At 39.1% G+C, this 23,876-nt stretch carries 18 protein-coding genes and 1 pseudogene; 11 read left to right on the top strand and 8 right to left on the bottom strand.

Annotation, left to right across the window (positions count from 1 at the left end):
- The first annotated feature begins 46 nt into the window (after window positions 1–46).
- From eda to FNT16_RS19430, 6 genes are all read left to right on the top strand, one after another.
- A complete protein-coding gene (gene eda / locus FNT16_RS19455) occupies window positions 47–670 on the top strand; it encodes a bifunctional 4-hydroxy-2-oxoglutarate aldolase/2-dehydro-3-deoxy-phosphogluconate aldolase (protein WP_143873654.1) in 624 nt (207 codons plus the stop codon).
- Window positions 671–793: 123 nt separating this feature from the next.
- Window positions 794–1,567, top strand: a complete 774-nt coding sequence (gene tpiA / locus FNT16_RS19450; protein WP_143873653.1) for a triose-phosphate isomerase — start codon at window positions 794–796, stop codon at window positions 1,565–1,567.
- Window positions 1,568–1,583: 16 nt separating this feature from the next.
- Window positions 1,584–2,687 (top strand): class II fructose-bisphosphate aldolase, encoded by a 1,104-nt coding sequence (gene fbaA / locus FNT16_RS19445; RefSeq protein ID WP_143873651.1) that lies wholly within the window; start codon window positions 1,584–1,586, stop codon window positions 2,685–2,687.
- Window positions 2,687–3,658 carry a class 1 fructose-bisphosphatase gene (locus FNT16_RS19440; RefSeq protein ID WP_143873648.1) on the top strand — a complete coding sequence of 324 codons (972 nt, stop codon included), beginning with the start codon at window positions 2,687–2,689 and terminating at the stop codon, window positions 3,656–3,658. Before fbaA ends, FNT16_RS19440 begins: the two co-directional genes overlap by 1 nt.
- 57 nt (window positions 3,659–3,715) lie before the next feature.
- A complete protein-coding gene (locus FNT16_RS19435) occupies window positions 3,716–4,822 on the top strand; it encodes an ABC transporter substrate-binding protein (protein ID WP_143873645.1) in 1,107 nt (368 codons plus the stop codon).
- A 31-nt stretch (window positions 4,823–4,853) separates the two neighbouring features.
- Entirely contained in the window at window positions 4,854–6,059 is a 1,206-nt protein-coding gene (locus tag FNT16_RS19430; protein WP_185976772.1) for an acetate/propionate family kinase, read from the top strand.
- A 158-nt stretch (window positions 6,060–6,217) separates the two neighbouring features.
- Here the strand turns inward: FNT16_RS19430 and FNT16_RS19425 are convergent, their stop codons facing one another.
- Entirely contained in the window at window positions 6,218–8,761 is a 2,544-nt protein-coding gene (locus tag FNT16_RS19425) for a glycoside hydrolase family 2 TIM barrel-domain containing protein (protein WP_143873639.1), read from the bottom strand.
- Between the two features lie 819 nt (window positions 8,762–9,580).
- On the opposite strand from FNT16_RS19425, the gene FNT16_RS20925 reads away from it, so the two are divergent.
- Entirely contained in the window at window positions 9,581–10,123 is a 543-nt protein-coding gene (locus FNT16_RS20925) for an alcohol dehydrogenase catalytic domain-containing protein (RefSeq protein WP_246072545.1), read from the top strand.
- Window positions 10,069–10,596, top strand: coding sequence for a zinc-binding dehydrogenase (locus FNT16_RS20920; protein WP_342779180.1), 528 nt, complete (start codon window positions 10,069–10,071; stop codon window positions 10,594–10,596). Before FNT16_RS20925 ends, FNT16_RS20920 begins: the two co-directional genes overlap by 55 nt.
- 88 nt (window positions 10,597–10,684) lie before the next feature.
- On the opposite strand, the gene FNT16_RS19415 is transcribed toward FNT16_RS20920, so the two are convergent.
- The 4 genes from FNT16_RS19415 to FNT16_RS19400 all read right to left on the bottom strand — a co-directional run bounded on the left by FNT16_RS19415 (window position 10,685) and on the right by FNT16_RS19400 (window position 15,657).
- The gene (locus FNT16_RS19415) at window positions 10,685–11,458 is read right to left on the bottom strand and encodes an IclR family transcriptional regulator (RefSeq protein ID WP_143873637.1); all 774 of its coding nucleotides are present in this window, start codon (window positions 11,456–11,458) and stop codon (window positions 10,685–10,687) included.
- 214 nt (window positions 11,459–11,672) lie between these two features.
- Complete coding sequence (locus FNT16_RS19410) at window positions 11,673–12,335, bottom strand: HAD family hydrolase (RefSeq protein ID WP_143873633.1); 663 nt, start codon at window positions 12,333–12,335, stop codon at window positions 11,673–11,675.
- A 127-nt stretch (window positions 12,336–12,462) separates the two neighbouring features.
- Complete coding sequence (locus FNT16_RS19405; RefSeq protein ID WP_143873630.1) at window positions 12,463–14,517, bottom strand: methyl-accepting chemotaxis protein; 2,055 nt, start codon at window positions 14,515–14,517, stop codon at window positions 12,463–12,465.
- An 807-nt stretch (window positions 14,518–15,324) separates the two neighbouring features.
- Window positions 15,325–15,657: a calcium-binding protein gene (locus tag FNT16_RS19400; protein ID WP_143873628.1), complete on the bottom strand. Its 333-nt coding sequence runs from the start codon at window positions 15,655–15,657 to the stop codon at window positions 15,325–15,327.
- Window positions 15,658–15,662: 5 nt separating this feature from the next.
- On the opposite strand from FNT16_RS19400, the gene FNT16_RS19395 reads away from it, so the two are divergent.
- From FNT16_RS19395 to FNT16_RS19380, 3 genes and pseudogenes are all read left to right on the top strand, one after another.
- A complete protein-coding gene (locus FNT16_RS19395) occupies window positions 15,663–15,941 on the top strand; it encodes a hypothetical protein (RefSeq protein ID WP_143873626.1) in 279 nt (92 codons plus the stop codon).
- 1 nt (window position 15,942) lies between these two features.
- On the top strand, window positions 15,943–16,320 hold the full coding sequence (locus FNT16_RS19390) for a hypothetical protein (RefSeq protein ID WP_143873623.1): 378 nt from the start codon (window positions 15,943–15,945) through the stop codon (window positions 16,318–16,320).
- Window positions 16,321–16,800: 480 nt separating this feature from the next.
- Window positions 16,801–17,937, top strand: a pseudogene (locus FNT16_RS19380) (ISAs1 family transposase).
- A gap of 420 nt (window positions 17,938–18,357) precedes the next feature.
- Here the strand turns inward: FNT16_RS19380 and FNT16_RS19375 are convergent.
- The 3 genes from FNT16_RS19375 to FNT16_RS19365 all read right to left on the bottom strand — a co-directional run bounded on the left by FNT16_RS19375 (window position 18,358) and on the right by FNT16_RS19365 (window position 23,694).
- Window positions 18,358–19,404 carry a calcium-binding protein gene (locus tag FNT16_RS19375; RefSeq protein ID WP_425456714.1) on the bottom strand — a complete coding sequence of 349 codons (1,047 nt, stop codon included), beginning with the start codon at window positions 19,402–19,404 and terminating at the stop codon, window positions 18,358–18,360.
- Entirely contained in the window at window positions 19,305–20,201 is an 897-nt protein-coding gene (locus FNT16_RS19370; RefSeq protein ID WP_143873615.1) for a calcium-binding protein, read from the bottom strand. Before FNT16_RS19370 ends, FNT16_RS19375 begins: the two co-directional genes overlap by 100 nt.
- Window positions 20,202–20,403: 202 nt before the next feature.
- On the bottom strand, window positions 20,404–23,694 hold the full coding sequence (locus FNT16_RS19365) for a calcium-binding protein (protein WP_185976771.1): 3,291 nt from the start codon (window positions 23,692–23,694) through the stop codon (window positions 20,404–20,406).
- Window positions 23,695–23,876: the final 182 nt, after the last annotated feature.

The following is a 23,876-nucleotide window of genomic DNA, read 5'->3' as shown; positions in this document are numbered from 1 at the left end:
ATAGATAAAAAATGAGGCGCATGCCTCTTATATAGGTTGATCACAAATGCCAAGATTTTCAGATTTAATGGGAAAACAAAAAGTTTTACCAATTATTCAAACAGACAGTGAAGAGCAGGGTGTACAAATAGCTAAGGCTATGGTGGCCGGTGGCGTACGCGTTGTTGAAGTGGTTTTACGTACTCCAGCTTCGCTGGCGGCATTAAGCGCAATTAAACAACAAGTACCTGAGTTGATTGTTGGTGCGGGCACAATATTAGATGCTGAAACTTTAGATAAAGCACTCGCCGCGGGGGCAGATTTTATTATTACCCCAGCTATAACCCCTAAGTTATTGGTGGCCTTAGAAAGTTGCCCTGTCCCTGTGATCCCTGGTGTGTCAAACACTGCAGATATCGCTTTAGCTTATGAAGCAGGGTATCGTGAAATGAAATTATTTCCAGCTGTGTTGTGCGGCGGGTTAGCATTTTTAAAAGCCGTTAGTAGCGTTTTTCAGGATGTTAAATTCTGTCCGACTGGGGGCGTTAAAGCGGATAATTTACAAGATTTTCTTGCGCTTGATAATGTTGCTGCAGTTGGTGGTACTTGGCTTGCGGATAAAAACTGGGTTTCTAATGGTTCTTGGGAGCAGATTACTCAAGCTTGTCTGGCTGCAAATCAGGCTGCATAAAATCATAAGTTTGATTTAACCCGTTTGGAAGGTTCCAGAAGTGCCTAAAGTGACAAGGATGTCACTTTATGTTCACTACATAAATGCTTTAAACACGATACTAAAAAAATATAGGTAAAACATATGCACGCTAGAAGACCTATCATAATTGCCAATTGGAAATTGAACGGTGGCATAGACTTGATGTGTAGCTCAGTCGCTTCGTTTATCCGCAAACATTATGAAGCTGAAATTGTTGTTTGCCCGCCTTATATCTATATCCGTGACATGCTTAATTTTTTACAGCACTCGGAAATTCGGATTGGTAGTCAAAATGTCAGTAAATTTGAATCAGGTGCTTATACCGGAGAAACTTCAGCGCAAATGCTTAAAGAAGCCGGCTGTAAGTTCTGCTTGATAGGTCATTCAGAAAGACGAGCTATGTTTAGGGAAAACAATGCCAGTTGTCAGATTAAGGTGGAACGCGCGTTGGCGCATAATCTTACGCCTGTTTTATGTATCGGGGAAAATCAGGAAGAACGCGAAAATCAAATCACTAAAGATGTTTTGACCCGTCAATTAACTGAAGGCTTAGAAGGAATCGACCTTACCGATAAAAATATCTGTATTGCCTACGAGCCGGTTTGGGCTATTGGTACGGGTAAAGCGGCATCTCCGGAAATTGCGCAAGAAGTGCATCAGTTTATTCGTCACGAGCTAGCGGCTTTATACGGTGAAGAATGCGCTCAAGGTATTCGTCTTTTATATGGTGGCAGTGTAAATAAAACCAATGCCAAACAATTGCTTACTCAAGAAGATATAGATGGCTTGTTAGTCGGCGGTGCAAGCTTAGACCCAGAACATTTTCTAGACATCTGCCAACAAGCAACAATTCAAGCGGAAGCTCAATTAGCATAAAACAGGAGTGCTACACATGAAGACATACAATGATGCTGCAATTAAACAAAAAATAGCCTCAGGTGGCGTGATGACAGGCGATGCTGTCAGTGCATTATTTGAACATGCTAAAGAAAATGAATTTGCCTATCCTGCGGTAAATGTAGTTGGTACGAATTCAGTAAATGCGACATTGGAAGCAGCTAAAAAAGCAAATTCACCGGTTATTATTCAGTTTTCTAATGGTGGTGCTGGCTTTTTTATTGGTAAAGGTGCGGGTTTAAGTTCAATAGATGCGGCGATAGCCGGTGGCGTAGCGGGTGCTCATTATGTTCGTCAGGCCGCTACAACCTATGGTGTACCTGTTATATTGCATACTGATCATGCTGCGAAAAAATTGTTGCCTTGGATTGATGGATTGTTAGATGCTGGCGAAGCCTATTTTGAGCAGACGGGAGAGCCGCTGTTCAGCTCACACATGCTTGATCTTTCAGAAGAACCGTTGCAAGAGAATATCGAAATTTGTGCTGAGTATTTAAAACGTATGAGCAAAATGGGTATGACACTTGAAATTGAATTAGGTTGTACTGGCGGTGAAGAAGACGGTGTCGACAATACTGATATTGATAGTTCTGCGCTTTATACTCAACCTGAAGATGTAGCTTATGCATATGAAGTTTTAAGTAAAATCAGCGATAAATTCACGATTGCAGCTTCTTTTGGTAACGTCCACGGTGTTTATAAGCCCGGTAATGTCAAACTAACGCCTGAAATTTTGAAAAATTCACAGAAATTTGTAAGTGAAAAATTTGAGTTACCCCACAACAGTTTAGATTTTGTATTTCACGGTGGATCAGGCTCTGACTTAAAAGATATTCGTGATGCTATTTCATATGGCGTTATCAAAATGAATATAGACACAGATACGCAATGGGCAAGCTGGGACGGTGTGAAAGAATATTATCAAGCCAACGAAGGGTATTTACAAACTCAAATTGGTAATCCAGACGGTGATGATAAACCTAATAAAAAATTCTACGACCCTCGTGTTTGGTTACGCAAAGCAGAGGAGAGCATGTCAAGCCGATTAGCAACTACGTTTGCTGATTTAAACTGTGTTAATAGAATCGAGAAAAGCTAATGCAAAGATTAATTCCAACCTTAAGAAGTGATCAGGTGGATCTGGAATTACTCATGTTGATCCGCACTGTGTTAGCTGGCTGTAAAGAAATTTCTTTTCGCGTGAGTCAAGGCGCTCTAGGTGGTGTTTTAGGCTCAACGTTGGATGAGAACATTCAGGGCGAGCAGCAAAAAAAGTTAGATGTTATCGCCAATCAGTTACTTAAAAGTATGTTGCTCAATGATACCAATGTACGTGCGATTGCATCAGAGGAAGAAGATTCAATTGTCGCAGCACATGAAGATGGTAAATATCTGGTTGCATTTGATCCGCTAGATGGCTCATCCAATATCGATATTAACGGCCAAATTGGGACTATTTTTACGATATTGCCCGCTATCAAAGAATTGTCTGCGGATGATCCTAAGCAGTTCGAACAAAGTGGGCGCAATCAGTTGGCTGCAGGCTATGTTTTGTATGGCCCGTCAACCATGTTGGTGCTGACGACCGGCTCAAAAACCCGATGCTTCACGTTAGATAGAACTCATGGTGGGTTCTTGTTAACGAACGATGAAGTCCGTGTTCCGTTACAGACGCAAGAATTTTCTATTAATATGGCCAATTCTCGTTTCTGGTTTGAACCTACAAAATTTTATATTAACGATTTGTTGCAAGGTGAGTCTGGTATACGTAAAAAGCGTTTTAACATGCGCTGGAATGCTGCAATGGTGGGTGATATTCACCGTGTTCTTACCCGTGGTGGTATTTTCCTCTACCCTGAAGATAAACGTGACCCTGCAAAACCGGCCAAATTACGCCTGTTGTATGAAGCAATGCCCATGGCGATGTTAGTTGAAAATGCCGGTGGTAAAGCGTCAACTGGGCTACAAGATATATTGGACATTACACCAGACGGATTACATCAACGTGTACCTGTCATTATGGGAAGCTCAGATGAGGTAGAACGCTGCTGTTACTACTATACTGACTAAATCAATTTCGCTTGTAGAGTGTGTATGCTCAGGGATGAGCCTTTTTTGAGGTGAATTATGGTTAGTCGACTTTTATTGCTGGTTTTACTTGTTTTTAGTGAAAGTGTGTTAGCCAAACGTATCGCTTGGTTGGCACCAATGAAGCTCTCAGCTTCTGGACAAGTCGACTATTCTGAAGGAAACCAGTTTTGGCGATTAACCCATGCATTTATTGAAGATGCCGCGCAAGACTTAGAAATTGATTTAGATATTTATATGTATAACCGCAATCGTTTCGAAATGTTACGGTTGGCTGAAGAAATCGCTAAACACCCGCAACCATACGATGCAGTTTTATTTTATAATTTTCAAAATAAAGGGGTAGAAATACTCGATATTTTTGAAGCAGCGAAAATACCCGTGTTCACCTTTATAACCAATTTTGAAATTTCAGATTCGAATTTAGCCCCTAGGCGTTCACACAAATATTGGATTGGGCAAATGGTGACCGATGATATTGCTGCCGGAAGCTTATTAGCTGATGCATTAATCCAAGAAGCAGACGAACGCTACAACAAAGATAAATTCGCTGTTGTCGCAATCGGTGGAGAATATGGCCATTCAGCAAATGTTGATAGACAAAAAGGCTTAACAGATCAGATTAATATAAAGCAATCTAAGGCTTACTTACAACAGTATTTATCTGGTTCGTGGAAACGCAGTCGCGCAGAACGCTTATATCCTGCGCTAAAAAATAGATACCGTGAAATGGATATCGTCTGGTGTGCGAATGATGAACTGGCGTTAGGTGTCATGGATGCCTTGAAAGCAAACGAAACAGCTTTAATTGGTGGTATTGATTGGGATTTGGAGGCGTTAAAACAAATTCAACAAGGCCGCTTATACGCCAGTGTTGGTGGTCACTTTTTACATGGTGGCTTTTCGTTGGTATTAATTCACGATTATTTAGCGGGTCGGGATTTTAACAGCTTTGGAAATTACACGTTTAAAGAGTCATTGATACTACTGACGCAAAACGACAGTGAAACGATTGGCAAGTTACTTGAGCAATTTGCAAACAAGACGATTTATCAGGCGGTTGACTTTAAAAACTATTCACTTTTACAGGCGACTGCCAACAGTGATTATAACTTTTCCATTAAACACGCTTTAAAACTTAAATAACCGTTAGACGTAATTAATTAGGAGGCGGTCGGTGCCTAACCAGAATGTGCTTGTTATTAATTGTGGAAGTGCTTCACTTCGATTTTCAGTTTTTGCAAATGGCTGTGGCGAACCGCTTATTTGTGGAAATGCTGAAAATCTCGAGAAAGAAAAAGCATATATAAAATGGAAGGTTACGTTGCAAAATGAACCAGTCATTGTGCATAAAGAGCAAATGGCCGGAGCAGATCATAAAAAAATTCTAAACACGATTTTCGCGCTATTAAATAGCTATGGTTTTTTAGAAAAGTTATCCCTGATTGGGCACAAAGTCACTCATGGCGGAGAGCATTTCTCAAAACCTGTAGTATTAAACGACAAAATTATAAAAACGCTGAATCAAATTAGTAATCTTGCGCCATTACACAATCCGGCAAATATTACTGGTATTAAATTAGCTCGTAAAAATTTGCCTAATGTGATGCAAGTAGCCGTATTTGATACAGGCTTTCACCAAAGCATGCCAGCGCACGCGTATTTATATGGTTTGCCGGTTAAATATCACACTGAATATGGTGTGAGACGTTATGGGTTTCATGGTATTAGCCATCAATATGCGAGTGAAAAAGCAGCAGAATTTTTAGGTCTACAAAATGAACACGGCATAATCTCGGTGCATTTAGACCATGGGTCTAGTGTTTGCGCGATAAACAACGGGCGCTCTGTTGATACTTCAATGGGGTTTACGCCACTTGAAGGTTTGGTTATGGGGACGCGATGTGGGGATATTGATGCCAGTATCGTCGATTATTTAAACTTAAAAATAGGCATGCCTGTTGCGGATATTACGCGCTTACTAAACAAAGGATGCGGACTGCTTGGCTTATCCGGTATCAGTGATGATATTCGAGTTTTAGTCGATCATGCACACAAAGGTAATGCAGACGCCCAATTGGCAATTGAAATTTTTTGTTATCGGGTTGCTAAATACATCACTTCTTATATTGCTAGCATAGAGCGATTAGATGCGATTGTTTTTACAGGGAAAATTGGCGAAAGTGAAAATCTAATACGCGACAAAATTATATCTCGATTGGCAGTACTTGGAATCAAAGTAAATACACAAGAAAACACCAAGCGAGGCGACAAAATTAGACTTTTGTCTAGTGATTCTCAAGCGAGCCGTTGTCAGCTAGTACTCGTCCCGGTTGCTGAAGAGCTACAGATAGCAAAACAATGCAAAATGCTGGTTAGTTAAACGCATTGTGTTTCAAGAATAGTGCAGCCAGTAGAAACAGAAGTTGCCTGCTTCAACTTTCAACTGGCGTAACAACTTAGGTTGTTACAGCGCTTGGACCCAACCTGACTGGGTTGGGTCCACCTTTCAAATTACACCTTGCAATTTGAAAGGTATAATTAGTTTTCTACTAAAATGTTGATTTGTTTCAATAGCTGACCATTTGATTTTATCTGTACCACTCCATTACCTGCTTTTATTCCCTTAACAATAGCCAATGCCCTACCGTTTCGGGTGGGTAAGCTATTTGTTTTGAAGCTGGCAAAATTATTTGGACGACCATTGTCCATTCCCACTAACTGTAAATGAGGTGAAACTTCCAGCGTGATTTTAGCTTCCTGATGTTTTACGGCAATATCGTTGCTGTCATACAGTTGTATATCAAGATGGCTAACTTGATTAGACTTTGCTATCAGTTTTTTCCTGTCGGTGTTTACTTTTGCATGACTATAAGTTTGTGCTGTTGTTATTTCGTCTGAAGCTCGGCAATCGCCTAAACCCTTGGCTGTAAGCTGACCTGTTTTATACGGTACTAACCATTTATAAATTCTATCTGGATGATGAGTTAATTGCTGCCGGCCATATGAATGGCCATTTAAAAATAGCTCAACAGATTTACAATTGCTATATACTTCTACCGCTATCTGCTGGCCTGGTTGGTAGTTCCAATGGTCGTTTACATCATGCCAAAACCATACTCTTGTTTGCCAGCCATTTGGTTTTTTTTCTACTAACTGACCATCTTTAGACTCTTTGTACAATGAATTTTCAAGCGTTTGCGTTGTTAGGTGTATATGTGGCGCTTGATTCCATAATGACTTAAACATATGAAAGCTTGGGTTTGCAAAGCCGGCTAGATCTAATAAACCACTATTAACTGCTTTTCTGGGCCATTGGTTATGTGACTCACCTAAATAGTCGATACCTGTCCATAAAAATGTACCCGCTACAAACTCTCGCTCTATCACTGCTTTCCATTCATGCCATTGAGGTACATTTTCGTGTCCCATCAACATTTTTCCGGGGAATAAAGTATGGCCATAATCATAAATTACTCGGCGGTAACTGTAACCAATGACGTCTAAAGCATCGGTATAACCAGAAATATGGCTAACGGAGGGTAAGATTAAGTTTGCTGTTACGGGTCTGGTGGTATCCATTTCTTTGACCCATTTTGATAACTTGTTAGCTGTTTTTGCTAACACATATTTACCTTCCTTACTTTCATGAAATCTCTGATAGATTTCCTCCGGCGAAATGAAAGGCGGATTATAAAAATAGTTACCCGCTGCATTCATATCAAAATAGCCGGTTGCCGCTTTGTATCTTGGATATGTCCATTCAATTTCGTTACCGATGCTCCACATGATAATAGACGGATGATTTCTGTCGCGTAGTATCGACGTTTTCAAATCTTGTTCGGCATGAGTTTGGAAGTAATCTGCATAACCTCGGCTGATATAGTCATCGTGTCTTTCTTCTTGATTCAGTCTTTTATCTTTAGGATTATCCCACTCATCGAAAATCTCAGCCTGCACTAAAAAACCCATTTTGTCACACAGATCGAGAAATGCCTTTGAGGCAGGGTTGTGCGCTGTACGAATTGCGTTTACGCCAGCTTGTTTTAGCTTTGTTAAACGTCGTATCCAGACATCGTCTGGCACCGCTGCGCCAACTAAACCTGCGTCATGATGCAGGTTTACACCCTTTATTAATGTATGTTGACCATTTAAGAAAAAACCTTTTTCTGGATCAAATTGAAGCGTGCGAAAGCCGACGGAATTGCTGTTTTTAGAAATTTCTACACCATCTTGTACTATCGAAACTTCTAGTTTGTACAGATAGGGCGTATTAGGCGACCACAACTTTGTGTTTTGTAGAGACAAAAGCTGATTTTGGGTATCAGTGGTTGCCGCATTGGTTGATGAATGGGTTTGCTCCACTGCGACTAGAGTTCCATCTTTATCTAATAATCTTGCGATGAGCTGATAATTTTGTTTTTTGTTTGATGTGTTTTTAATTGTAGTTTGAATGCTAACGGTTGAATTTTTATCTGTTACTGTCGGTGTTGTGATATACGTACCCCAAACCGGAATGTGTAACTTTCGCACTTGATGTAAAGTGACATCTCTATAAATACCAGAACCTGTATACCAACGACTATCAATGTATCGGCTACGATCCACTTTGATTGCGATATTATTATTTTGCCCTTTGGGCTTTAAGTAGGGCGTTAAATCTATATTAAATGGCTTGTATCCATTTATTTCTGAATGTAGTTGTACACCATTTACCCAGATAACTGAATGATTATAAATTCCGTCGAAATTCAGTATGTAATTAAACTGATTTAAACTGTTTGGCGTTTTGAAATTTTTGCGATACCAACCGATACCACCCGGTAAATAAGCGGTTGCTCCATCTAGAGCCTTATCAAATGGTAATTCAATTGACCAGTCGTGAGGTAAATCAACATCTTCCCATGTGGTTGTTAGGATGGAAGGTTTGTATAATTCGTCGCTATCAGACAACGCGAATTTCCAACCTTGATTAAAGTTTCCATCTTTGGCTTCAATCTGTACTTGTTGAGCGTATCGATTTTCTTGTGGTAGCTGAGCGCAACTCGCTAACAACAAGATTGATACGAAAGTAATAAACTTCATAATATAGACTGTATATTGTTGACAATGTGTTAAGGCTACTTAATTTTTTTTAACAGGTCAATTATATTTATTTGTCTTTATAAGCAGCTAAATTCAATCCTCTAAATTTGTCAGCCATTGATCGCATTTTAATGTTTATGTATTTCATTAATTATTAAGTAATAATTGCATGCGATTGAATAAATTTATATATAAATATTGAAAAGGTGGCTTTATGTGTGTATGTTTAACCTGTAGTAAGTGTTGTGTTACTCGAATTATCAACCGGACGTTGATTCTAATCGAGTGTATATCTTCATATATAAGATATACTTTGCGTACAGGCATTGGTTTATACAGTTTGGCATCTGCTGTAGGCTAATGTTTGTATGCTTTTTTATTTTTTACACTAATATTTTATGATTGTGGTATTTGCGCTAATCTTTTTGAGTTTTTTGGAAGGTTATCGATTAGGTTAATTTACAAAGACAAGTATCTGTGTGTATATAAAATTAACTTATCTATTCTCAAATTTGAATTCTGATGTTTAGTGTTGTTTGAGTACTTTGTTTTTCTTTCTGTCGGGAAAGAGAAAACGAACGAAAACGAATGAAAAAGAATTAGTAATAGAAACTTAAATTTCTTATCTATATTAATTTATCTGTTTCAATAATTTTTCCTTATTGAGTGTTTGAAATTCACTCATTAATGGCACGAAAGGGAAAACGATTAACCCTCTCTGTGGTGACGTAGATTTTTATAAGGACGTTTACTTAAGGGAAATCATCACGAGTTTTTTGTTGTAAATAATTGGAAGGATCCTTTTTAAGGTAGTCTGATATGATGAAATCAATTGTATGTACGGAGCCAGGAAAGCTAGTTTCTCAGTCCGTTGATATGCCAACGCGCAAAAAAGGAGAGGTGTTGGTTAAAATAAAAGCGATAGGGATATGTGGCACCGATATTCACGCCTATGGCGGTAATCAACCTTATTTTAATTATCCACGCGTATTGGGTCATGAACTTTCTGGGACAGTAGTAGAGGGTGATGAAAACTGTGATTTAAAGCTGGGCCAGTCAGTTTATATTATTCCTTATATTAGCTGTTCAGAATGCTACGCGTGCCGAATCGGTAAACCTAATTGTTGTAGTAACATAGAAGTTATTGGGGTGCATCGTGATGGTGGCATGTGCGAATATATATCCGTTCCTGAATCAGCGGTGGTTGCAACTGATGGTTTAGCGTTTCATGAGATGGCGCTTATAGAATGTTTTGCGATTGGCGCACATGCTGTAAAAAGAGCTCGTGTGAGTTCAGCTGATACCGTATTGGTACTCGGGCAGGGCCAATCGGAATTGGCGCTCTTCAGTTTGCTAAGGTAGCCGGTGCTAAAGTAATTGTTTCAGAGTTATGTGAAGAAAAACTTCATTTTTGCCAGCGTGAGTTAAATTTAGATGGTGCGGTGAATGCGAAAGGCGACATACAGGCTGAGTTGGCGCATTTGACAAACAATGAGTTTCCATCCGTTATAATTGATTGCACGGGGAATGTTAAAGCAATGGAATCGTCATTTTATAATTTGGCACATGGCGGGACAATTGTGTTTGTTAGTATCGTCAAATCGGATATTCAATTCAATGATCCAGAGTTTCATAAGAGAGAAACTACATTAATGGGCAGCCGTAACGCAACCAAAGATGATTTTGAGCAGGTTGTAGATTGTTTAAAAAATGGACTAGTGAAAGGGGAGGCAATTGTCACCCACAGAGCTAAATTTGACGATATGGTTGAAGTGTTCCCCAACTGGGCTAAAGCCGATAGTGGCGTCATCAAAGCGGTGGTCGAGTTCGACTAACCCGTAAGTCAATTACCAAGCTAAATAATAAAAAACCACTTTGAATAAAGTGGTTTTTTATAGATATTTAAAACATTAAAAATCAGAACTAAAGAGGCTTCGCAATTCCATAAGTGATTGCATCTGAGATATTCTTCGCTGCTTCTTTTAACATTGCTAAAGTATCATTGATACTCACTTCTTCAGGTTTGCGTTGTATGTAAGGCACACTTAATGTTGCTATCGCTCTATCGCCATCCATTATCGGCATTGATAAGTCTGTTACGCCGGTAACGAAGGGGCTAGGGGACATTACATGTCCTTGTTTTAAGACCTTCTTGCAATCAGCAACAAACTCTTTGATCTCTGCGTCGCTATGATGCTTTTGCAGCATTTTTATCGTTCGCTCTTTGGCAGAGTCTGGTTGAAATGTATATAGGACTCGGCCTGATGCTGTTTCAATTATCGGTTTTCGGTAGCCTACACGCACTGAGTAAGAAATAGTGCTAGGGGCTTCAATTCGACTGATAACGACAATTTGTTCGTTTGATTCCACCGCTATATGACAAGACATAGTCGTTTTGTCGGCCAGTGCTCTCATGATTGGTATAGCGTATTCCAACAAATCTTTAATCGGTTCTTGTTCACTGCCTAGCTGAAGTAATTTTCGTGTTACGCGATAGCCTTCATGTTCTTCATCTTTACTGATAAAACCGCGCTGCTCTAATACCAATAACATTCGATAGATTTCAGCACTTGAACGACCAAGTCGGTCGGCAATTGTTGCTGTGTTTAACGGGAATGAATCTTTAGATAATAACTCTAAGATATCAATACCTTTTTCTAGCGCGGGCGCTGAATATTTTTTAGTTTTTTCTTCCATTGATCAATCACCGTTTTTAAATCACATATAATATAGATATTCGTATATTTGAATATTACATCTTTTTGTATTACTTGAAAATTAAAAAATTCGACAATCTAATGCTTATCTAATTCAAATAATTGCCTAGCTCACTAGGCTTTTATGTTTTTGTATTTATCGCATGTTTTCGCAGTTAATATTGATCAAAAATATTGATCACTCATATTGGCAACTAATTGATATGGTTTAATGTGAAATCTGCCTCATTAAAACTGTCTAAAAGGTGCCAACATTTTTTTTGGAGTTTTTTATTGATTTCAAGGTAATCGGGTATTGCTATCACGTTGCAACCAGCTTCAAGAGCTGCTTGCACCCCCGCATTAGAGTCTTCAAACACTAATATATTATCGGGCGAAATATTTAACCGTTGTGCCGCCAGAAAATAGCATTCGGGGCTCGGTTTAGCATTTTCGACATCATCTCCAGTAACAAAAACTTCGAAGTGTCTTAAAAAATCTGTGCCTGTAAAACTCAATATTGCAGCGTCGCGAGCACTTGAGGTAACAAGACCTAATGGGACGCCGGTTTGTCTGGCTTTATCAAAAAATGAGATGAAGCCAGGTTTAACAGGTATGCCACGCCGTTTTTGCTCATCTATAAAAGCACGGTTGTGGCGCATGAAATCGTCAAGCGGAAAATCAGTACCAAATTCCTTTTGTGCTAAGCGATAACACTCATTGGCTCTGATACCGACGTATTTATCGTAATCCTTCGCGCTGAATGGCACATTAAAGGCCTTGGCGCTCTCAATCCAAGATTCGCAGTATATTTTTTCACTATCAAAGATTGTGCCGTCTTTATCAAATAATATGGCTTGAATGCGAGGGGTGTTCATGACTTATATACCTCTGTTAGAACCGCGCTGTCCTTATGTGTATGCAGCTTAACGCTTATGCTTCTACAAAGTAAATAGCCAGTCAAAAATCATATGTGACTGGCTTGTTTAAATTTAAAAGCGGGTACTAATGTTTAAGTACAAATTCACTGATATGGTGATTGAGTCTTTGTCCGGTTTCTTCTAATTGGTTAGAGGTTTGAGTGGTATCTACAGTAATGGTTGTAATTTTGTCTGCATCGTCTTTTATAGCGATGATACGCTCGTTTATTTCATTTGATACGCTGGTTTGTTCTTCTGCTGCCGTTGCAATTTGAACTGCCATTTGCATTATTTTATCCAGTTCAGATTTCATAACATTAAATGCTTCTGCATTTTCAACGACTAATTCAACCGCTTTGCTCCCTTCTTCTTGCAATTGCGCCATATTGTTTGTGGCGGCCTGAGCGCCTTTTTGCAAAGCTTCAATCTGTTGTCTGATTTGTTCGGTGGACTCTTGTGTTCTGCTGGCTAGGCTTCTAACTTCGTCAGCCACAACAGCAAAACCGCGTCCTAATTCACCAGCTCTTGCTGCTTCAATTGCTGCATTCAGTGCCAGTAGGTTAGTTTGTTCAGCAATACCTTGAATAACATTTAGAACATTGCCAATTAAAGTACTTTCTTCGTTGAGCTGGTTGACAACATTGCTGGTGTTACCAAGCTCTATTGTTAAATTTTCCATTGTTTTTTGGCTAATGGCTGCATTTTTGGCACTGTTTACTGAAATTTCATGTGCGGTTTGTACAGCGTCCGAGGTCGAGGTCGCCATATTTGCAACTTCTGAAATGGTAGCAGTCATTTCATTTATAGCGACAGAAATACTGTCGGTCGCTCTTAATTGGCTATCAGATAAAGTGCTAGATTGAGACATGGATTGTGCAACTTGTTTAGTGCGCTGCCCAATAATTTTAGCTTCGTTGTCTACTCCTCGTAAAGTTGTATTAAAGCTATCTAACAGACTATTGAAAGCATAACTTAACTCTGCGAGTTCATCTTTTCCTGCTTCATCAAGGCGAACAGACATATCTTTATTTGTCGCAAGATCTTTACATGAACGAACCACGGTTTTTAGGGGGTTAGTGATACTTGACGCAATGACAAATGAAACCATAGATAACAGAACAAGTACGGCAATAAGTAAGCCGATAGTTTGGTAGACCAAAAATTGAGCGTCCTCAACCAGTTGATTTTTTGTTTCAACCAGTTCTTCTAGAACTATGTGAGTTGTAGAGTGAAATACTTCGAATACTTTACTGGTTATCTGATCCCAATCTAAATTTTGATCTATAACAACTTGCTTGTTCACTGTTTTGTAAATATCACTTCTTGCCTGCAAGGCAATCTTTTCAGCTGTTTTATAGTGTTCGTTGTTTAACATTTTCTGATATGCGGTTTGCGCTTTAGGTGATGCAAAATTTGAAAATAACTGCAAGTCATTCTGCGTTTTAGTCGCACTTCGAAATATTTCGCCAAAGATATAAACATCTAATACGCCGTTCATCGCCGCCGATACAAAGCTGTTATGAAAGGAGTACTCAACGTTTGCCGATACGAGGTTGTAATATGCGTTAGACATTTTCCCTAGTTCTTCGTTTTGGGTTGCGATAACAACAATTTCAGAAAGCGATAAAACTAAACGGCGAATTAAAAACGTCATCTCATACATAGTGTGTAAGTCGCGGCCTAATTCATTGTTAGATGCTTTTAAAATATGAACTTTTTGATCAACAGCTTCACGAATATATTTGGTTGTCTCAATGACATTTTTTAGTTGTTTTATCTGGCCATATAACACTGGGAACTGAGTTAAATTGTCGTCCTGTTGTTGTACAAACGTTAAGTACTCTTGTTGGTTTTTAACGGCGTTTTTGCGAACCGCTTGTACTTTTTTACGGTAAAAATTTGATTTATCCGGAGCGCTGTCAATGTATAGCCGGCTATAAAATGCTTCTTGTAGGGTTAAAGAGATATAAGGATAAGCTACATTTGCGTAATCTAATACGACATTTAATTCCTGTATTTTGTCTTTTTGTTCAAATGCTTTACTCAGCCTTTCAACAGACAAAGCTAATATTACAATAAGTGGAATAAGCACCAGTGCAATAATGCGCGTTTTAATTTTCACTTGGTTTAGCAACTGCATATATAGTTAACCTACTGAAATAACTAAACTTCTGTTGGATAAACTATAGTACAGAAGCGGTTTTTATGAAGTTTTTGTTAAAAATTATTCGCAGAATATACTGTATCTGGTTATATTTCTCAATATAATGTTTACATTGTACAATGTGTGGTGTGTTGAAAATCGTTAAAGTTGAGTTGTGGTTTTAAGTCGGCATTTAAAAGGTAAAAACGAAATAGGATATATCAATAGTTTGTTAATATCCGATAATGATGATTATGTTAAATATGGTGTTTTGAGATGCACCTGGGTTTTTATCATGGACGTGCGAGGAAGTAAATTTGTCAATTATCGGGAAACAAATTAGTCCACTATTTTTAACTGGAATAGATCTGCAAGAAAATAAATCAATTACGGATATTTTTCGGTAATGGGTGAACCCCTCTCGATTTGCCACTTTCAGAGCGTTTTTCGTGCTGCTTTGTATATAGTGCGAATCGTTAGTTACCTTAGCTCTTATCATTTATACATCAAGGCGAGTAAAACAGTAATTTCAGGCGCTACAAACACTGTGTACTCAAGAAAAAATGGGAGCGGACGCGAGATAAAGTAACCAATAACGGTTTTTTAGCCGTTATTGGTGAAATTCATCGAACCAAGCGAGTTCCAATCTAATTGACGATAATTCAACCACATATTTAGAAAGGGGATTTAGGTTTAGTTTGAAGACGGTCTAAAATGATCGCTTACTTTTATAGTATGGCTAAATCCTCAGCTTGTTCAGCCAATTGGCGTTTTAATATAGCAACTTCGCTGCAATGGATCAGATCACTTGTGCCCTGTGTTTAATTGCTTGGTTATGTCAGCGTAAGTCCAAGTAAGATTTTCTGATTCGAATACAAGCCACTCAAAACGATAAGTTACTGACTCATTTAGGAAATATCGTTCGAATAATATTTGGTCATCAGTGTTGTTTATTTTTAGGATAAGGTCATTGCCGATATGCTCAAACGAGATGTCATCCGGTGAAATGGGGCTTAGTAGAGTAACCTTATGCGTATCATAGAGGTAATGGTTCCGTTGGATATTAATGGTATCTTGACCATCACCTAAGCCGAATAGGATATTATCTTGTCCGAAACGGTATTTATGGTTATGCATTAGATGTGTATGCGAACTACACAAAACAAGAAGGCGGTGGTTTTCTCGGCGTTGATGGTTTAGCTAGAAAAGCAGCGTACGCAATATCTGGCACACCAGAAGAATGGGCAGAAAAGACTGTTTTAGATGTGGTGCGCAAAATTAAATTAGAATTAGGTGGCTCTGTCCAATTTGTCGAGGGTTATCCAAAAATCAACTCAACACCATGGCAGGATTCTGGCGAAATTTTTAACGCTGACGGCCTATTAGCACCAGCGCCGCTTGCGGCAAACTCAGGGAATTAGCATGATTAAAAAATTAACTATCATAGCATTATCTACAATGGCTGTTGCATGCGGTGGGCCGAGTGAATCTTATATTGAATCCGCGTTAAATAAACAATTGGCCAGCGTTAGAACTATGCTAATTGCGACAGGTACAAAAATTGATTCGTGTCCAGACACTAAAGATGGACTCGCGGCGCTAAATATTAGCAAACGGGAGACGTGCTTCGTTTTAAATTCTAGTTTTGCAGATGTTGATATTGAAAAATGCATCGAAAAAGGCACAGCCTATTCGTGCAAAATTTCTATGACCATAGCCTCAAAATTTTACGGTGACACAGTGTCAACTCTAGAGGGGATGTTTGAAGAAACGGCCGGTGGCTGGAAAGAGGTTAAGTAATCGTAGTTTTACCTGATATAGACCCGTGTTATCGGGTCTAATTTTTATTAATTATTCCAGTTTATCAAGCAGTGATACTATTTAGCTACCTACTTTGTAGGCGGAACCTCTCTTAGCTCCCATCTACTTCAATAACAAGTGGTCTTACTTAGCACAAAAATAAAACACTCTAGCGTGTTTTATCCCAGGTAACTGTGTATATCATGTTGTGACGTCACGACATGTGAAGCTGAGTGAGTAATGTTATTTTGCCTTTGTAGGTGAATCCCTGTGATACCTAACTGTTATGGGCCATTTACATACGCAGTAAACTTATCTCCAACCATGATGGTCTCTTCTGGGTTAGACGCAGCCGCCAGCAAAGCTGACAGATATATTTGTTGCTGCGGTTTATAAAAACACGGCAAGATCATTATAAATTGAACTTAATGAACAAGTAGCGATCAGATCAAGGCATAATAACAACCTTGGGATCCAAAAATGAGCGCAACTTTTCTGACACACTTTGATTCAATCACAGATCCTCGCATCGACCGCTGTAAAAAACATAACCTACTCGATATTCTATTGCTATCAATCAGCGCAGTCCTTTCAGGCGCTGAGGGTTGGGAAGATATTGAAGACTTTGGTCACTTAAAACTTGAATGGCTTAAAAAGTACGGTTCATTCAAAGCAGGCATACCAAAACATGACACCATTGCGCGTGTCATTTGCCGATTAAAAGCCAATGAAATAGAAAACGCATTCCAATCGTGGATATCATCCCTCATTAAAGTAACAGGAGCGGATATCATTGCTGTAGATGGAAAAACAGCACGACGCTCATTTACCACAAATGACCGAAAAACTGCGCTACATACGGTTAGCGCTTGGAGTTGCCAACATCAGTTAGTGTTAGGTCAAACAGCAGTTGATACAAAAACGAATGAAATCACCGCCATTCCAGATTTATTAACGATGTTAGATATTGAAAACAGCATTGTCACGCTTGATGCTATGGGATGCCAAGCAGAGATAGCCCAGCAAATTATCCATCAAAAAGCGGACTATATTTTAGCCTTAAAGGGGAACCATTCGGGTATGCAGCGCGAGCTAGAAGCCTGGTGGCATAAAAGCGTTCGTGAAGGGTTGAGTGTAGAAAAACATAGTACATACACAGAAGTTGACACTGGACATGGACGCATTGAAACCAGAGTATGCCAACAGCTACTGATTGATAAAAAGTGGTTAGATAAAGAATACCAATGGTCAGGGCTGAGTAGCATCATCCAAGTGACGGCAACAATACATGAAAAATCGACCGGAAAAGAAACGAGTGAAACGCGTTGGTACATAAGCTCTTTAGGATTAGATGCAGAGTAAGCTCTCAATGCCGTTCGAAGTCATTGGCAAGTTGACAGTATGCACTGGATGCTTGATATGACGTTTAGGGAAGATGAATCAAGGATACGTAAAAAACAAGGGCCACTGGTATTTAACGTAATGCGAAAAATAGCGATGGCGTTATTCAAGCAAGACACAACGAAGTCAGCGAGCATGGCAAGGAAAAAGAAAATGGCTGGGCTAGACGATAATTATCGCTCAACCCTGTTAGAGTCAGGGATTAAAATGCGCTAGCCGTGTTTATAAAAACCACAATCACATGAAAAAACTACTGAATCAAATAAATCTGCTATACTGGTAACGTGTCGTTATATAGCTCAACGCTATCAATATCAGTATGTAATTCTTTTTCAATTTCCAAACTATCGTGTCGGTTGTGAAGACCAATGGATTCTGCGTATTCCGCGAGTGAAGAGAAGTTTTGAGTCAAAGATAAGCTCAGCGTCTGGCGTCAATTTATAGCTTTTCCGCTTCGTATTCACTTGGAGAAGGGTTTTGAATCGTTGGTTAACTGCACTAACGTACCGAAAAGATCGAATATAACTGTTTTAACCATTTTCCATTAATTGGCGATTCAAGAAATAGTGATATTGATATACCAAGTTTTGAGTTGCGAGTGGACCCTCAAAAAAACAGCATTGTTTTTGTTACTAATTATTCTGCGATTTTTAAGTTGAGAGTGGTTTCATTCCACTGCGTTCCGTCAAAAAAAGATATACGTTGGAATCTATGGTAACTACTCTCATCTTTGAAAAAGTTGGGAAGGGTTATGGTATCGGAATAGCCATGAAATTTAATAGTAAGTTGATCACCAGTTCGCTCGAAATCGATACTGGATGGCGTGATCCCCTCTTTAAGTTTTAATGTGTTGTATCGATTGGTGTTTGAATATTCAACATACCAAGTGTCATGTCCGTCACCAATTCCAAAAGTATATGTATCACGACCGTCATTAGTGTAAATAATATCATTGCCAGCGCCACCATCAATATAGTCGTTGCCGCTTAACCCGTGAATAATATCGTCACCATCAAGGCCATATATGGTGTCACCACGGTTGTTAAAACCTTGTATTACATCATCGTCGTTTGAGCCCGTGAAGACATGCATGAGAATGTCATTTTCATCCCATTCAGTTCCGTCAAAAAAAGATATGCGTTGGAATCTATGGTAACTACTCTCATCTTTGAAAAAGTTGGGAAGGGTTATGGTATCGGAATAGCCATGAAATTTAATAGTAAGTTGATCACCAGTTCGCTCGAAATCGATACTGGATGGCGTGATCCCCTCTTTAAGTTTTAATGTGTTGTATCGATTGGTGTTTGAATATTCAACATACCAAGTGTCATGTCCGTCACCAATTCCAAAAGTATATGTATCACGACCGTCATTAGTGTAAATAATATCATTGCCAGCGCCACCGTCCAGTGTATCGTCGCCATCGCCACCGAATAAAGTGTCGTTGCCATCCCCTCCATGTAGAGCATCACTACCACTTAACCCTTCTAAGGTGTCATTACCACCTAAGCCTAGCATGGTATCACCGCGAGAAGATATTCCGACGAAGTGATTGTCAGCACTATCGCCAGTGAACAGAGCCCCTAAAATAGCGTCGTCATCCCACGTTGTGCCATTTTCAAATTCAAAACGACGAATACGATAGCGCCAATCTGAATCTTTAAAGAAATCGACGACGGTAATGGAGTCAGTACTGTTAGCAAATGTGATAATAAAATTATTGCTAATGCTATATCTTGCTCAGTGATACCAGCTTTAAAACGTAATGTTTTCGAGTAGTGCTGAGGCCAGTATGTATAGACATGCCAAGTATCTTGACCATCACCGATCCCGAATAGGAAAGTATCGGAATGCTCACCTGAATGGATAGTGTCGTTACCGGCACCACCGTCTAGGGTATCATTCCCGTCGCCACCATATACCAGATCATGACCTTGAGTCCCAGTTAAAACATTATTGGAACTATCACCGTTTATAATTTCGCCTATATTTCCTTCATCTATTTGGAGATCATAAAAGGCATCAAATCGATCCGGATCATATTCTTCAACAGCGATATAATAATCGCCGGGGTGAAGGATTTGCTGAATTGAAAAGTGATCTTGGTTTTCACTAAAACTTGAATAGATAAGTTGGCAACTAGTGTTATAGAGTTTTCCTATTGTGTTAGCTTCGCCCGTTGTGGCTAATTCTACAAATTGAGTTTGGTTAAGAGTAAACTTGAAGAAGTCTTTATCACCTGCAAATCGGATATCTTCGTTAGCAAAAATATAGTTTAGAGGGATCTCTCTAGCGCTATTACAGTCATTCCCTATATCGCATTGAGGGTGCTGCACGCTTGTTAAACCAGTTGATTGGCCTCCGGTGTTGAGGTGAATAACCGGAATACCATTTATTTTTCCTTCGTAAAACAACTCCGCTTTCGGGTGTTCAATAAACCATTCGTGCTTGGCAATAGCGATAAATATATCGTCAGGCACGACAGCCAGGCTTTTTGATTTTGTTACTGGGTACCAAAGGTAATCTAAAGTGTCTTCGCAGTTTGATTGTTCAAGACTTGCGATTTGAAGTCCAGAACCATTGGTATGCCAGCTTTTGGCTAACCAAACTTCTCTTGCTACTAAGCTTTAAGTAAATAGCAAGACCAAAGTTAAGGCTATAAATAAATTTTTTTTCATTATTTTACAACATGCTTTTTATTGTTTCGTAAGTCCATTGCGTGCTATCAATTGCAAATTCAATCCATTCGAGTCGGTGGTACCAAGCTTCATACAAGAAATAGTCGGTGATGATGACTTGGTCAGTAGTGTTATTGATAGTTAGATATAAATCTTCACCATTTTTAGATAAAGACACCATATCGGGTGTGATGTTGTTCCCGAATAATAATTTAGGCTTGTATGAAGAGCTATTATTACGGCGAACAGAAAGGGTGTCTTGTCCATCACCTAGGTCGAAATGAACAACTGAGCTTCCGTTAATTAGAGAGATGGTATCATTGCCCAAGCCACCATATATTTGGTCATTGCCATTAGTTTGATTAATGATATCGTCACTTGCACCTGCATATACAGTATCATTACCACCACCCGGATAAATGGTGTCATTTCCGTTACCCGCATCAATGAAATCGTTGGCACCTTTAGTATTAATGACGTCATTGCCATCAAGTGCGATAAAGTTATCCGCGATAGAATCAAAGCCAGTGAGAGTATCGTCGCCATTCGATGCAGGGTTCAACAAGGCAGACATATTTTGCCAATCCCACAGAGTTCCATCAGAAGCAAATTCAATCCATTCGAGTCGGTGGTACCAAGCTTCATACAAGAAATAGTCGGTGATGATGACTTGGTCAGTAGTGTTATTGATAGTTAGATATAAATCTTCACCATTTTTAGATAAAGACACCATATCGGGTGTGATGTTGTTCCCGAATAATAATTTAGGCTTGTATGAAGAGCTATTATTACGGCGAACAGAAAGGGTATCTTGTCCATCACCTAGGTCGAAATGAACAACTGAGCTTCCGTTAATTAGAGAGATGGTATCATTGCCCAAGCCACCATATATTTGGTCATTGCCATTAGTTTGATTAATGATATCGTCACCTGCACCTGCGTATATGACGTCATTGCCAGTTTTAGGCGAAATGGTGTCATTACCCTCACCAGCATAGATAGTTTCAGATAAAGAATTGAAACCAGTGAGAATGTCATCACCATTAGTTCCAGTATTTAAGATGCTGGCAACACGAGGCCAATCCCACAGAGTTCCGTCAGAAGCAAATTCAATCCATTCGAGTCGGTGGTACCAAGCTTCATACAAGAAATAGTCGGTGATGATGACTTGGTCAGTAGTGTTATTGATAGTTAGATATAAATCTTCACCATTTTTAGATAAAGACACCATATCGGGTGTGATGTTGTTCCCGAATAATAATTTAGGCTTGTATGAAGAGCTATTATTACGGCGAACAGAAAGGGTGTCTTGTCCATCACCTAGGTCGAAATGAACAACTGAGCTTCCGTTAATTAGAGAGATGGTATCATTGCCCAAGCCACCATATATTTGGTCATTGCCATTAGTTTGATTAATGATATCGTCACTTGCACCTGCATATACAGTATCATTACCACCACCCGGATAAATGGTGTCATTTCCGTTACCCGCATCAATGAAATCGTTGGCACCTTTAGTATTAATGACGTCATTGCCATCAAGTGCGATAAAGTTATCCGCGATAGAATCAAAGCCAGTGAGAGTATCGTCGCCATTCGATGCAGGGTTCAACAAGGCAGACATATTTTGCCAATCCCACAGAGTTCCATCAGAAGCAAATTCAATCCATTCGAGTCGGTGGTACCAAGCTTCATACAAGAAATAGTCGGTGATGATGACTTGGTCAGTAGTGTTATTGATAGTTAGATATAAATCTTCACCATTTTTAGATAAAGACACCATATCGGGTGTGATGTTGTTCCCGAATAATAATTTAGGCTTGTATGAAGAGCTATTATTACGGCGAACAGAAAGGGTGTCTTGTCCATCACCTAGGTCGAAATGAACAACTGAGCTTCCGTTAATTAGAGAGATGGTATCATTGCCCAAGCCACCATATATTTGGTCATTGCCATTAGTTTGATTAATGATATCGTCACTTGCACCTGCATATACAGTATCATTACCACCACCCGGATAAATGGTGTCATTTCCGTTACCCGCATCAATGAAATCGTTGGCACCTTTAGTATTAATGACGTCATTGCCATCAAGTGCGATAAAGTTATCCGCGATAGAATCAAAGCCAGTGAGAGTATCGTCGCCATTCGATGCAGGGTTCAACAAGGCAGACATATTTTGCCAATCCCACAGAGTTCCATCAGAAGCAAATTCAATCCATTCGAGTCGGTGGTACCAAGCTTCATACAAGAAATAGTCGGTGATGATGACTTGGTCAGTAGTGTTATTGATAGTTAGATATAAATCTTCACCATTTTTAGATAAAGACACCATATCGGGTGTGATGTTGTTCCCGAATAATAATTTAGGCTTGTATGAAGAGCTATTATTACGGCGAACAGAAAGGGTGTCTTGTCCATCACCTAGGTCGAAATGAACAACTGAGCTTCCGTTAATTAGAGAGATGGTATCATTGCCCAAGCCACCATATATTTGGTCATTGCCCGAAGTTTGATTAATCACATCACCAAAATCCGTCCCAACAATGGTTTGATTTCCAGAAGTATCATTGAAAACCTTGGCATTTGCACCCGATACAAAATGCAAATCATAGTAATCACCAAAATGCTTATTATCTTGATCTTGCAATTGAATATAGTAATTACCGGGTTGCAGAATACGTTCAATATTAAAGTTATTGGTTTGGTCAAAACCTTGGCTGACTTGAATAGATTGGCAACTGGAGTTTAAAAGGGTACCAATTACATTTGCTTCACCTGTTGAGTAGAGCTCGATAGTTTTAAGCTCTTCAACGGTAAATTTAAATACGTCTTTATCACCAGCGTAGCGGATGTCTTCGTTGGTAAAAACGTAATCAAGTGGTACTTGCCTTGCGGTGTTGCATGAGTCACCAATATCACATTGAGGATGTTGAACACTTGTCAAACCGTTTGTATGACCGCCAATGTCTAACTGAATTACAGGAATGCCGTTTTTTTTACCCTCGTAATATAATTTTGCGTTAGGGTGGTCAACAAACCATTCGTGGCTGGCTATGGCAACAAATATGTCTGGTGGTATATCAGAATGGCTTAAACTTTTTGATACCGTGACCTGATACCAGAGGTAATCTACAGTATCTTCACAACTGGATAGACTTAATTTTGCCGTTTGAATATTTGTTGAATTTGCTTTGTTTTGCCATTGCTCTGCTAACCATACTTCCCTTGCTTGAGTTAGCGGCGCAAAAAACATAAGTAAAATAAATATTGACGCTTTTATGTTTAAAAACATATTTCTATATCTTCCCTGAACCCACAAGTAATAACTGGTGAATATTCTTAAATTAAATTTAGGTACATAATTTTTATTCAAGGATTTTACCATTAGTAAATAAACTACTTATATTTTTTAGTTATACACCATGTGAAAATAATTAACGTCATTAGTGAGGGTTTTTCAATAATCCATAATAA

It is taken from the genome of Catenovulum sediminis (assembly GCF_007289895.1).
GTDB lineage: Bacteria > Pseudomonadota > Gammaproteobacteria > Enterobacterales > Alteromonadaceae > Catenovulum > Catenovulum sediminis.
Note: the sequence above shows the minus strand (reverse complement) of the source record. Positions and strands in the feature narration are given on the sequence as shown.